Genomic DNA, 11088 nt, shown 5'->3' on the forward strand with positions numbered 1-11088 from the left:
CTGTTGATTTCTAGTGAATTGACATGGCGCGTATTGCTTCCCGGGCCGGGCACCCCGGGGCTGTTAGGTGGGGGGGGGGGGGGCGGCCCCGCGGGGGGCGGGGGGGGGCCCCACCGCGTATACGGAAGGGACTTACGCCAGCAGCGCCGGGATCGTCCCCTCGTGTGCCTCGCGCAGTGCGGACAGGGGCAGTTCGAGCTCGCCCTGGAGCTCGATCGTGTCGCCGTCGATGACGCCGATGCGGGTGGCGGGCAGGGACCGGGCGCCGCACATGTCGTTGAAGCGGACCTCCTCCGAGCGGGGCACGGCGACGATGGCGCGGCCGGCCGACTCCGAGAAGAGGAAGGTGAACGCGTCCAGGCCGTCGGGGACGACCAGACGCGCGCCCTTGCCGCCCAGCAGGGCGGACTCCACGACCGCCTGGACGAGGCCGCCGTCGGACAGGTCGTGCGCGGAGTCGATCATGCCGTCGCGGGAGGCGGAGATCAGTATCTCGGCGAGCAGGCGCTCACGCTCCAGGTCGACCTTCGGGGGCAGACCGCCGAGGTGGTCGTGGACCACCTGCGACCAGGCGGAGCCGCCGAACTCCTCGCGGGTGTCGCCGAGGAGGTACAGCAGCTGGCCCTCCTCCTGGAAGGCGACCGGGGTGCGGCGGGCGACGTCGTCGATCACGCCGAGGACGGCGACCACCGGGGTCGGGTGGATGGCGGCCTCGCCCGTCTGGTTGTAGAGCGAGACGTTGCCGCCGGTCACGGGGGTGCCGAGCTGCTTGCAGCCGTCCGCCAGACCGCGCACGGCCTCCGCGAACTGCCACATGACCGCCGGGTCCTCGGGCGAGCCGAAGTTCAGGCAGTCGGAGACGGCCAGCGGCTTCGCGCCCGTGGTGGCGACGTTGCGGTACGCCTCCGCCAGCGCGAGCTGCGCGCCCGTGTACGGGTCGAGCTTGGCGTAGCGGCCGTTGCCGTCGGTGGCGAGGGCGACGCCGAGGCCGGTCTCCTCGTCGATCCGGATCATGCCGGAGTCCTCGGGCATGGCCAGCACGGTGTTGCCCTGCACGAAGTGGTCGTACTGCTGGGTGATCCACTTCTTGGACGCCTGGTTCGGGGACGCCACCAGCTTCAGGACCTGGTCCTTCAGTTCCTCGGACGTCCGCGGGCGCGGCAGCTTGTTCGCGTCGTCGGCCTGGAGGGCGTCCTGCCACTCGGGGCGCGCGTACGGGCGCTCGTAGACCGGGCCCTCGTGGGCCACCGTGCGCGGGTCGACGTCGACGATCCTGCCGCCGTGCCAGTAGATCTCCAGCCGGTCGCCGTCGGTCACCTCACCGATGACGGTGGCGATGACGTCCCACTTCTCGCAGATCTCCAGGAAGCGGTCGACCTTCTCCGGTTCGACGACCGCGCACATGCGTTCCTGCGACTCGCTCATGAGGATCTCCTCGGGCGAGAGCGTGGAGTCGCGCAGCGGGACGTCGTCCAGGATGACGCGCATGCCGCCGGAGCCGTTGGAGGCCAGCTCGCTCGTCGCGCAGGACAGGCCGGCCGCGCCGAGGTCCTGGATGCCGACGACCAGCTTCTCGGCGAAGGCCTCCAGGGTGCACTCGATGAGCAGCTTCTCCTGGAAGGGGTCGCCGACCTGGACCGCGGGGCGCTTGGAGGGCTTGGCGTCGTCGAAGGTCTCCGAGGCGAGGATCGACGCGCCGCCGATGCCGTCGCCGCCGGTGCGGGCCCCGTACAGGATGACCTTGTTGCCCGTGCCCGAGGCCTTGGCCAGGTGGATGTCCTCGTGCCGCATCACGCCGATGCAGCCCGCGTTGACCAGCGGGTTGCCCTGGTAGCAGGCGTCGAAGACGACCTCGCCGCCGATGTTGGGCAGGCCCAGGCAGTTGCCGTAGCCGCCGATGCCCGCCACCACGCCGGGGAGCACCCGCTTGGTGTCGGGGTGGTCGGCGGCGCCGAAGCGCAGCGGGTCGACGACGGCGACCGGGCGCGCGCCCATCGCGATGATGTCGCGCACGATGCCGCCGACGCCCGTGGCCGCGCCCTGGTAGGGCTCGACGTAGGAGGGGTGGTTGTGCGACTCGACCTTGAAGGTGACCGCGTAGCCGTGGCCGACGTCCACCACGCCGGCGTTCTCGCCGATGCCGACGAGCAGGGCGTCGTTCTCGGGGGCCTTCTCGCCGAACTGGCGCAGATGCACCTTGGAGGACTTGTACGAGCAGTGCTCGGACCACATCACGGAGTACATGGCGAGCTCGGCGCCGGTCGGGCGGCGGCCCAGGATCTCCACGATCCGCTCGTACTCGTCCTTCTTCAGGCCGAGTTCGGCCCAGGGCAGCTCGACGTCGGGGGTCGCGGCCGCGTGCTCGACCGTGTCCAGAGGCGTCCTGCTCATGCGGTGACCAGCTTCTTGAGGATCGAGGTGAAGAACGGGAGGCCGTCGGTGCGGCCGGTGCCGATCAGCGGCTCGGTGGCGTGCTCGGGGTGCGGCATGAGGCCCACGACGTTGCCGGCCTCGTTGGTGATGCCGGCGATGTCCCGCAGCGAGCCGTTCGGGTTGACGTCGAGGTAGCGGAAGGCGACGCGGCCCTCGGCCTCCAGCTTGTCCAGCGTGTACGCGTCGGCGACGTACCGGCCGTCCATGTTCTTCAGCGGGACGTGGATCTCCTGGCCCTCGCTGTAGTCGCTGGTCCAGGCGGTCGACGCGTTCTCCACCCGCAGCTTCTGGTCGCGGCAGATGAAGTGCAGGTGGTCGTTGCCGAGCATCGCGCCCGGGAGGAGGTGGGCCTCGGTGAGCACCTGGAAGCCGTTGCAGATGCCGAGCACGGGCAGTCCGGCCCTCGCCTGCTCGATGACGGTCCCCATCACCGGCGAGAAGCGGGAGATGGCGCCGGCCCGCAGGTAGTCGCCGTAGGAGAAGCCGCCGGGCAGGACGACCGCGTCGACCTGCTTGAGGTCCTTGTCCTTGTGCCAGAGGGCGACCGGTTCGGCGCCGGCGAGGCGGATCGCCCGCCGGGTGTCACGGTCGTCCAGGCTGCCCGGGAAAGTGACGACGCCAATACGAGCGGTCACTTCGCGGCCCCCGCGACTACGTCATCGGACTCGACCTTGACGGTGAAGTCCTCGATCACGGTGTTGGCGAGGAAGGATTCGGCAAGATCGTGAATGCGGGCGAGCGCGGCCTCGTCGACGGGCCCGTCCACTTCCAGTTCGAATCGCTTTCCCTGACGGACGTCGGAGATGCCTTCGAAACCCAGCCGCGGCAGTGCGCGCTGCACCGCCTGGCCCTGGGGGTCGAGGATCTCCGGCTTGAGCATGACGTCGACTACGACGCGTGCCACTGGCACTCCCGGTGTGTGGTGCTGAGCAGGTTCCTTCAGACTACCCGTACAAAATTTCTACGCGAGTAGACTCGTAGGAAACTACGTGACGCCGGTCACGGTCCCACACCGATGGCCGGTCTTCGTGAAAAGTTCTGGGAAAGTTCGGGTTCGGCGTCTGATCCGGTATTGCGCCGGGACACGCGGACAGATTTAGTCGGGCTTCCCATTGCAATGCCCGGCACTGTACAAATGAATTGGCAACAGCCGATACTTTTCCCGATAACAGGCGGACAGTCGGCATCTCCGAACATCTCCGCACGTCATGCACGGCATGGCGGAGCAGGTGAGCCGCAGAGGTGTCGCACGAAGGGACCGATATTCGTGGCGCAGCGTGTCGTGGTCACTCTCTTTGACGACATCGACGGCTCGGAAGCGGCGGAGACGATCGCCTTCGGACTGGACGGCAAGTTCTACGAGATCGACCTGAACCAAGCCAATGCCAAGAAACTGCGTAAGACGCTCGCGCCGTACGTGGAAGCAGGCCGCAAACGGTCGAAGTCGGGCAAGACGTACCGGCAGACGGAGGTCGCTCCCGACCCCGCCGCCGTCCGCGCCTGGGCGCAGGCCCACAAAATGGACGTGCCGGCGCGCGGCCGCATCCCCAAGAAGGTCTACGAGGCGTTCAGCGCGGCCCAGTGAGCGGGCCGCTCCCGGGCGGCCGGCCGTGGCCCAGGGTCCGTCAGCGGGCCCTGGGGACAACCGACTTGCGCAACCCCCCTGTTGATCAGCTAATGTCTGGAGCACGCCGAGGGGCGAGGCCGGGAGGCCGAGACCCACGGAGTCCATGCGGGTGTAGTTCAGTAGTAGAACATCCCCCTTCCAGGGGGAAGGCGCAGTGTGCGATTCCTGTCACCCGCTCTGCACCGCCGGTCCGGACCACTGATGTGGATCAGGTAGGCTGGTGTTCGCGCCGATCGGTGGGAGCCGGTCGGAGGCAATGCGGACGTAGCTCAGTTGGTAGAGCGCAACCTTGCCAAGGTTGAGGTCGCGAGTTCGAGCCTCGTCGTCCGCTCGGGAAAAAGACCCCGGTCCATCGGACCGGGGTCTTTTCGTTGCCCACCGTCATCTACCGTCGTCCGTCGCTGTCCGTCGTAGTCCGTCGTTGTCCGTCGTCGTTTGTCCGCTCTGACATTTGTCATGCGGGGCGATGACACCGCGCACTGCTGTGCCGCCCCGCCCGCCGGGACGCTGGATCCATGGACACGGACGAGAACGTGATCGAGGTGACCGGCCTCCACCGCGAGTACGAGGGCGGATTCGAGGCGGTGCGCGGTATCTCCTTCCGCGTGGACCGGGGGGAGATCTTCGCCCTCCTCGGCACCAACGGCGCCGGAAAGACCTCGACGGTCGAACTCCTGGAGGGCCTGGCGGCGCCGACCTCGGGCCGGGTGCGGGTCCTCGGGCACGACCCGTACACGGAGAGGGCGCTGGTACGGCCGCGCACCGGGGTGATGCTCCAGGAAGGCGGCTTCCCCTCGGAGCTGACCGTCGCCGAGACCGCCCGGATGTGGGCGGGCTGCGTCAGCGGGGCCCGCCCGCCCCGCGAGGTGCTCGCGCTGGTCGGTCTGGAGCGGCGCACGGACGTACGGGTCAAGCAGCTGTCCGGCGGTGAACGGCGCCGCCTGGACCTGGCGCTCGCGCTGCTCGGCGAGCCCGAGGTGCTGTTCCTGGACGAGCCGACGACCGGGCTGGACGCCGAAGGGCGCCGGGACACCTGGGAGTTGGTGCGGGCACTGCGCGACGGCGGGACGACCGTGCTGCTCACCACGCACTACCTGGAGGAGGCGGAAGGGCTCGCCGACCGGATCGCGATCCTGCACGAGGGACGCGTCGCGGCCGCCGGGACCCCGGCCGAGGTGACCGCCGCGCAGCCGTCCCGTATCTCCTTCGACCTGCCCGCCGGGTACTTCCTGGGCGACCTGCCCCCGCTCGCCGCACTGGGCGTGTGCGACCACCAGGTGGACGGCCGCGCCGTACGGCTGCGCACCCGCGAACTCCAGCGGACCGCCACGGAAATGCTGCTGTGGGCCCGGCGGTCCGGAGTCGTACTGGCCGGTCTTGACGTCCGGTCGGCCTCACTGGAGGAGGCGTTCCTCGGCATCGCGCGGGACGCCGCCGCGCCGCGGACGAAGGAGTACGCCGCATGAGCGCCGCCGTCACCACCCCCGCCGGCCGGATGGCCGCGCTCGCGCGCGCCGAGCTGGTCCTGCTGGCCCGCAACCGGAGTGCCCTGGTGGCGGGCGTGCTCCTGCCGCTGGTGCTGCCCTTCACCGTGCGGTCGGCGGCCGCGCAGCTGAACCTGGAGGACGCCGGGCTGACCGTCGGGCTGGTCATCCTGCCCGCCGCGATCGGCTTCTCCGTGCTGTTCGCCGTGTACTCCACCCTGGTCGGCGTGTTCGTCGCCCGGCGTGAGCAACTGGTCCTCAAGCGGCTGCGCACGGGCGAGCCGCGGGACACCGAGATCCTCGCCGGGTCCGCGCTGCCGGCCGTCGTCACCGGCCTCGTCCAGTGCCTCCTGCTGATCGGCGCGTGCACGGCGCTGCTCCACGTCCCCGCCCCGCGCGCGCCCCATCTCGCCGTCGCCGGGCTGCTGTTGGGCCTGCTGCTCGGTGTGCTCCTGGCGGCCGTCACCGCGGGCTTCACCCGGACCACCGAGAGCTCCCAGGTCACCTCGCTCCCCCTGCTGCTGGTCTCGATGGTGGGCTCCGGGATGACCGTGCCGCTGGAACTGCTCCCCGAGCGGCTCGCCCGGTGCTGCGAGCTGCTGCCGCTGACCCCGGTGATCACGCTGGTCCGCGGCGGCTGGACCGGAGACCTGAGCGGCTACGACGCCCTGCGGGCCGCGGGTATCGCGCTGGCCTGGATCGCGCTCGCCGTGTTTGCTGTACGGCGCCGGTTCCGCTGGGAGCCGAGGCGCTGAGAGAGGGCCTGGAGGGGCCGGGAGAGGTGGGGGGAGAGGCCATGCGCGGGCCCGTCGGCTGGTGGCGCGGCAAGACCACGCCGGCGAAGGTCGAGACGTACACACGGTGGTCGTTCCACATCTTCGCGCTGATCGAGGCGTTCATGGGCGGGCTGCTGGTCCTGCGCCAGGTGGGCCCCCAACCGGCGGCCTGGCCGGCGGCAGCGGTCGCCGGGCACGCCGCACTCTGCGCGGTGACCGCGTCCCGCGCGCTCGACTGGACCCGCGGCCGGCGTGAGCAGCCCCTGCGGCTGCTGTGGACGCTCGGCACGGTCACCGCGGCGCTGGCGGTCCTGGCGCTCGGCGTGCACGCGCACGGCCCGGGCGAGAACGCGGACACCGCGGCGGGAGTGGCCTTCGCGTGCGTGCTGGTCTTCGGCGCCGGCACCATCGCCCTCGGGGTGCGCACCCGGCGCCGGGTCGCCGCGGTGGTGACGGGCTTCGCGGCGGGATCCGGGATCGTCGCCTTCCCCCTGGGGATGCCGGGCCCGGCCGCTCTGGCCAACGTGGTCATGGTCCTGGTCGGGGGCGCGTCCCTGGCCTTCACCTCCGTCTTCTCCGTCTGGCTGCTGAACGCCGTCTACGCGCTCGACGAGGCCCGGGAGACCCGGGCCCGGCTCGCCGTGGCCGAGGAGCGCCTGCGGTTCGGGCGGGATCTGCACGACGTGCTGGGGCGCAACCTCGCGGTGATCGCGCTGAAGGCGGAACTGGCCGTGCAACTGGGCCGGCGCGGCCGCCCCGAGTCGGTGGAGCAGATGATCGAGGTGCAGCGGCTGGCCCAGGAGTCCCAGCGCGAGGTGCGTGCCGTGGTCCGCGGCTACCGGGAGGCCGACCTCGCCGCGGAACTCGCCGGCGCCCAGGGCGTCCTGGCTGCGGCCGGCATCGACTGCGCGGTCACCGGCTCGCCGGCCGGACTGCCCGCGCCGGTGCAGTCCGCGCTCGGCTGGGTCGTCCGGGAGGCCGCCACGAACGTGCTCCGGCACGGAGACGCCCGGCGGTGCACCGTGTCCGTGCGCGTCGCCGGCGGCCGGGCCGAGCTGACCGTCGAGAACGACGGGGTGCCCGAGTCCCCCGCCGGTGACCGGCCGGGCTCCGGGCTCGCCGGTCTGCGTGAACGGCTGTCGGAACTCGACGGCACCCTGCGGGCGGGGCCCGCGGGCCGCGGCCGTTTCCGGCTGACCGCCGAGGTGCCGCTGCCGCCGCCCGACGCCGATTCCGACACCGCCCGTCCGATGAGCGAGGCCACCCGATGACGACGTCCCCCGTGCCCGTCCGGCTGCTGCTGGCCGACGACGAGCACCTGATCCGCGGCGCGCTCGCCGCCCTGCTGTCGCTGGAGGACGACCTGCTGGTGGTCGCGGAGGCGGCGAGCGGGCCGGAGGCGCTGGCCATGGCACGGGCGCACGCGCCGGACGTGGCCGTGCTGGATCTGCAGATGCCGGGCGCGGACGGTGTGAAGGTCGCCACATCCCTGCGGGCCGAGCTGCCGGACTGCCGGGTGCTGATCGTGACCAGTCACGGACGGCCCGGACATCTGAAGCGGGCGCTTGCCGCGGGTGTGCGCGGGTTCGTCCCGAAGACCGTCAGCGCCCAGCGGCTCGCCGAGATCATCCGCACCGTGCACGCCGGAAACCGCTACGTCGACCCGGAGTTGGCCGCCGACGCGATCTCCGCCGGGGACTCCCCGCTGACCGCGCGGGAGGCCGAGGTGCTGGAGTTCGCCGCCGACGGGGCGCCGGTCGCGGAGATCGCCGAGCGGGCCGCGCTGTCCCCGGGGACCGTACGGAACTACCTGTCGTCGGCCGTGACCAAACTCGGCGCGGAGAACCGACATGCGGCAGTACGGCTCGCACGGGAGCGGGGTTGGGTATAGTTGGCCTCGCGCCACGGCGCAATGCGGACGTAGCTCAGTTGGTAGAGCGCAACCTTGCCAAGGTTGAGGTCGCGAGTTCGAGCCTCGTCGTCCGCTCGGGAAAAAGACCCCGGTCCACTGGACCGGGGTCTTTTCGTCGCTACGCCCAGCTCGTCCCCGTCAGCCGCTCGTACGCCTCCACGTACTTCGCCCGCGTCGCCTCCACGACCGGCTGAGGCAGCGGCGGCGGGGGCTGCTCGCTCCCGCGGTCCCAGCCGGACTCGGCGGACGTCAGCCAGTCACGGACGAACTGCTTGTCGTACGAGGGCTGCGCGCGGCCCGGCTGCCACTGGTCGGCCGGCCAGAAGCGGGAGGAGTCCGGGGTGAGCACCTCGTCGGCGAGGACGAGGGCGTCCCCGTCGAAGCCGAACTCGAACTTGGTGTCGGCGAGGATGATCCCGCGGTCGCGGGCGATGTCCCGGGCCCGGCCGTAGACGGCGAGCGTCGCCTGGCGCAGCTGAGCGGCCGTCTCCGCGCCGACCTGGCGGGCCACCTCCTCGTAGGAGACGTTCTCGTCGTGCTCGCCGACCTCGGCCTTGGTGGCCGGGGTGAAGATCGGGGCGGGCAGTTCGGAGCCGTCGGTCAGGCCCTCGGGCAGGGCGAGGCCGCAGACCGTGCGGGTCTGCTCGTACTCGGCCAGGCCCGAACCGGTGAGGTAGCCGCGGGCCACGCACTCCACCGGGACCATCCGCAGGGACCTGCAGATCAGGGTGCGGCCCGCCCAGTCGGCGGGGGCGCCCTCGGGCACCTCGGTGGACAGGACGTGGTTCGGGGCCAGGTCGGCGAGCCGGTCGAACCACCACAGGGAGAGCTGCGTGAGGATGCGGCCCTTGTCGGGGATCTCGGTCGGCAGCACCCAGTCGTAGGCGGACAGGCGGTCGCTGGCGACCATGACGAGGTCACCCGCCTCGTTCCGGTACAGGTCGCGCACCTTGCCGGTGTGCAGATGCACCAGGCCCGGAACCTGGATCGGCTCGGGCTTTTCGACGAATCCGGACACGGTTCCTCCCCGTGGTTGAAGAAAAGGAGGGCCCGCAGGGCTCCAACAGGGTGGTGGTGGGAGACGGGCGGGCCAATGGATCGATTCTCCCGTATCGGACATCGACCCCGGGCAGCGGGTCAGTCGCGCTTGCAGATGCGGTCCAGGAGGTTGGCGGTGGCGCGCTGGACACGGGCGTCGACGTGGCCGGGGCGATCCAGGGCCGGGGACCAGGCGAACGTCCCCGCGGCGAAGACCAGGGCGCCGGACGGCGCGCGGTACAGGGACGTCTCCTGGTGGCGCGTCACGCCCTCGCCGTCCGTGTACGGGGAGTGGGCGAGGAGGATGCGGTCCTGGTACTCGGGCAGCGGGGTGCGCGGGAAGTAGCGGTCGGCCTCGCCCGCGACCAGGCCCGCGATCTCCTCGCCCTCCTCGGCCCCGGTCGCCTCCCACAGCCAGTGGTCGGCGTTGCGGACGATCAGCGGGTGCGGCTCGGGGACGCGGCCGGCGTACTGGATGCCGACCGTCTGCTGCTCGGGCCGGTCGATCTCCCGCCACAGCACCGGCCGGCCGGGGCCCTTGCGCTTGCGGCAGGTCAGCAGGCGGTCGGGGACGCCGGACGGGGAGGGGGCCAGCTCGACCTGCCAGTACATGGTGTTGGCCGAGAGGAAGACCAGGGACGTGCCGTGCTCGCGGGCGAGTTCGACGGTGCGGCGCATGCTCACCGACCAGTACTCGTCGTGGCCGGGGAAGACGAGGCCGCGGTAGCGCGTGGGGTCGACACGGCCGGCGTGCAGGTCGCGGGCGTCGGCGTAGGCGAGGTCGTAGCCGTAGCGCTCGGCCCAGCGGATGACGTCGTAGGCGTGGCCCACGTGCAGGGGCAGGCCCGCGCCCGCGTAGGGGCGGTCGAAGGAGACCGTGGTCGCGGCGTCGGCCTCGCCGAGCAGCCGGCCGTGCTCGTCCCAGGCGTGGTAGAGGCTGGCGCCGGTGTGGCCGTCCTCCGGGTAGAGGTTGTAGGCCTGCCAGGTGATGTCGGGCAGGAGCAGCAGCAGGTCCGCGGGGCGGTCGTCGCGGACGGTGAAGGGGATGTGGGAGCGGTAGCCGTCGTCGGTGGTGAGCACGGCCACGTACGCGCCGACGCTCCAGTGGGACGGCACCTGCAACCGCCAGGACAGCCACCAGTGGTGGCAGGAGACCGTGCGGTCGGCGGTGAGCGGCGGGGGCTGGACGATGCCGGACAGGCGCGGGCTGTTGGTGATCTTGGCGGCGCCGTCGCCGCCGTAGTGCCCGATGCGGTAGATGTCCACGCCGAACTGCTGGGGAGGGTCGACGGTGATGTGGAAGTCGATCGCCTCGCCGGGAGTGACGGCGCCGGTGGAGACGAAGCCCTTGATCTGCCGGTGGACGTCGTCGGCCGAACGGGGACCGCCGCCGGAGACACGGGGGGCGGGGACGCGGGGGCCGCCGGACCTCGCCCGCGGGAACGGCGTCCGCGGGGGCGTCTGCGGGAGCGGATCGACGTACCAGGGGACGACGTGGCCGGTGTCGTCGAAGTACGTCTCGCTGCCGCGCAGCCAGGGGACGGGGCCCAGGCCGAAGGGGTCCGTCACGGCGTGCGCGAGAGCCCCCGACTCCCAGCGGCGAATCTGCTCCGATCCCATGCCCGGTCCCCTCCCTCGTGCCCCCGTGGTGTGTCCTGCGGCGGTGCGGGTCTGTCGGTGGCCGCGATGGCCGGCCTGTCCGGTCGGCGAGTGACGGTCGGCGTGTTCGGCTGTGGCTGTCTGTCGTATGTCGCACGCGCTTGCCGCGTGCGCTATCGGTCCCAGCACATCACATAACGCGCGCATGCTGTCACTATT

10 protein-coding genes and 3 tRNA genes are annotated in these 11088 nt (G+C 71.5%); 8 read left to right on the top strand and 5 right to left on the bottom strand.

Annotated features, from left to right (window positions below; genetic code table 11):
* Nucleotides 1-132: 132 nt before the first annotated feature.
* Genes purL through purS form a run of 3 tightly spaced genes read right to left on the bottom strand, consistent with a single transcriptional unit; the run spans nucleotide 133 to nucleotide 3337 of the window.
* A complete protein-coding gene (gene purL / locus ACF09J_RS03265) occupies nucleotides 133-2391 on the bottom strand; it encodes a phosphoribosylformylglycinamidine synthase subunit PurL (RefSeq protein WP_392303675.1) in 2259 nt (752 codons plus the stop codon).
* A complete protein-coding gene (purQ, locus tag ACF09J_RS03270) occupies nucleotides 2388-3068 on the bottom strand; it encodes a phosphoribosylformylglycinamidine synthase subunit PurQ (RefSeq protein WP_392303676.1) in 681 nt (226 codons plus the stop codon). The genes purL and purQ overlap by 4 nt, the downstream gene beginning before the upstream one ends.
* On the bottom strand, nucleotides 3065-3337 hold the full coding sequence (purS, locus tag ACF09J_RS03275; protein WP_190176121.1) for a phosphoribosylformylglycinamidine synthase subunit PurS: 273 nt from the start codon (nucleotides 3335-3337) through the stop codon (nucleotides 3065-3067). The genes purQ and purS overlap by 4 nt, the downstream gene beginning before the upstream one ends.
* A 363-nt stretch (nucleotides 3338-3700) precedes the next feature.
* Between purS and ACF09J_RS03280 the strand changes: the two genes are divergently transcribed.
* The 8 genes from ACF09J_RS03280 to ACF09J_RS03315 all read left to right on the top strand — a co-directional run bounded on the left by ACF09J_RS03280 (nucleotide 3701) and on the right by ACF09J_RS03315 (nucleotide 8307).
* Nucleotides 3701-4018 (top strand): Lsr2 family protein, encoded by a 318-nt coding sequence (locus ACF09J_RS03280; RefSeq protein WP_384185710.1) that lies wholly within the window; start codon nucleotides 3701-3703, stop codon nucleotides 4016-4018.
* A gap of 147 nt (nucleotides 4019-4165) precedes the next feature.
* Nucleotides 4166-4237: transfer RNA gene (locus ACF09J_RS03285), tRNA-Gly, on the top strand.
* Nucleotides 4238-4318: 81 nt separating this feature from the next.
* A tRNA-Gly gene (locus ACF09J_RS03290) sits at nucleotides 4319-4391 on the top strand.
* Nucleotides 4392-4575: 184 nt separating this feature from the next.
* Complete coding sequence (locus ACF09J_RS03295) at nucleotides 4576-5526, top strand: ABC transporter ATP-binding protein (RefSeq protein ID WP_392303677.1); 951 nt, start codon at nucleotides 4576-4578, stop codon at nucleotides 5524-5526.
* The gene (locus ACF09J_RS03300; RefSeq protein WP_392303678.1) at nucleotides 5523-6299 is read left to right on the top strand and encodes an ABC transporter permease; all 777 of its coding nucleotides are present in this window, start codon (nucleotides 5523-5525) and stop codon (nucleotides 6297-6299) included. Before ACF09J_RS03295 ends, ACF09J_RS03300 begins: the two co-directional genes overlap by 4 nt.
* 41 nt (nucleotides 6300-6340) lie before the next feature.
* Nucleotides 6341-7591: a sensor histidine kinase gene (locus tag ACF09J_RS03305; RefSeq protein WP_392303679.1), complete on the top strand. Its 1251-nt coding sequence runs from the start codon at nucleotides 6341-6343 to the stop codon at nucleotides 7589-7591.
* Entirely contained in the window at nucleotides 7588-8211 is a 624-nt protein-coding gene (locus ACF09J_RS03310) for a response regulator (protein WP_392303680.1), read from the top strand. Before ACF09J_RS03305 ends, ACF09J_RS03310 begins: the two co-directional genes overlap by 4 nt.
* Nucleotides 8212-8234: 23 nt before the next feature.
* Nucleotides 8235-8307: transfer RNA gene (locus ACF09J_RS03315), tRNA-Gly, on the top strand.
* Between the two features lie 43 nt (nucleotides 8308-8350).
* Here the strand turns inward: ACF09J_RS03315 and ACF09J_RS03320 are convergent.
* Complete coding sequence (locus ACF09J_RS03320; protein WP_392303681.1) at nucleotides 8351-9250, bottom strand: phosphoribosylaminoimidazolesuccinocarboxamide synthase; 900 nt, start codon at nucleotides 9248-9250, stop codon at nucleotides 8351-8353.
* Nucleotides 9251-9369: 119 nt separating this feature from the next.
* The gene (locus tag ACF09J_RS03325; RefSeq protein ID WP_392303682.1) at nucleotides 9370-10890 is read right to left on the bottom strand and encodes a N,N-dimethylformamidase beta subunit family domain-containing protein; all 1521 of its coding nucleotides are present in this window, start codon (nucleotides 10888-10890) and stop codon (nucleotides 9370-9372) included.
* Between the last annotated feature and the right edge of the window lie 198 nt (nucleotides 10891-11088).

Source organism: Streptomyces sp. NPDC014889 (genome assembly GCF_043081205.1).
Taxonomy (GTDB): Bacteria; Actinomycetota; Actinomycetes; order Streptomycetales; family Streptomycetaceae; genus Streptomyces.

Coding starts and splice junctions, on each gene's coding strand:
- purL (WP_392303675.1), bottom strand. CDS start 2,391: ATGAGCAGGACGCCTCTGGACACGGTCGAGCACGCGGCCGCGACCCCC.
- ACF09J_RS03295 (WP_392303677.1), top strand. CDS start 4,576: ATGGACACGGACGAGAACGTGATCGAGGTGACCGGCCTCCACCGCGAG.
- ACF09J_RS03300 (WP_392303678.1), top strand. CDS start 5,523: ATGAGCGCCGCCGTCACCACCCCCGCCGGCCGGATGGCCGCGCTCGCG.
- ACF09J_RS03305 (WP_392303679.1), top strand. CDS start 6,341: ATGCGCGGGCCCGTCGGCTGGTGGCGCGGCAAGACCACGCCGGCGAAG.
- ACF09J_RS03310 (WP_392303680.1), top strand. CDS start 7,588: ATGACGACGTCCCCCGTGCCCGTCCGGCTGCTGCTGGCCGACGACGAG.
- ACF09J_RS03325 (WP_392303682.1), bottom strand. CDS start 10,890: ATGGGATCGGAGCAGATTCGCCGCTGGGAGTCGGGGGCTCTCGCGCAC.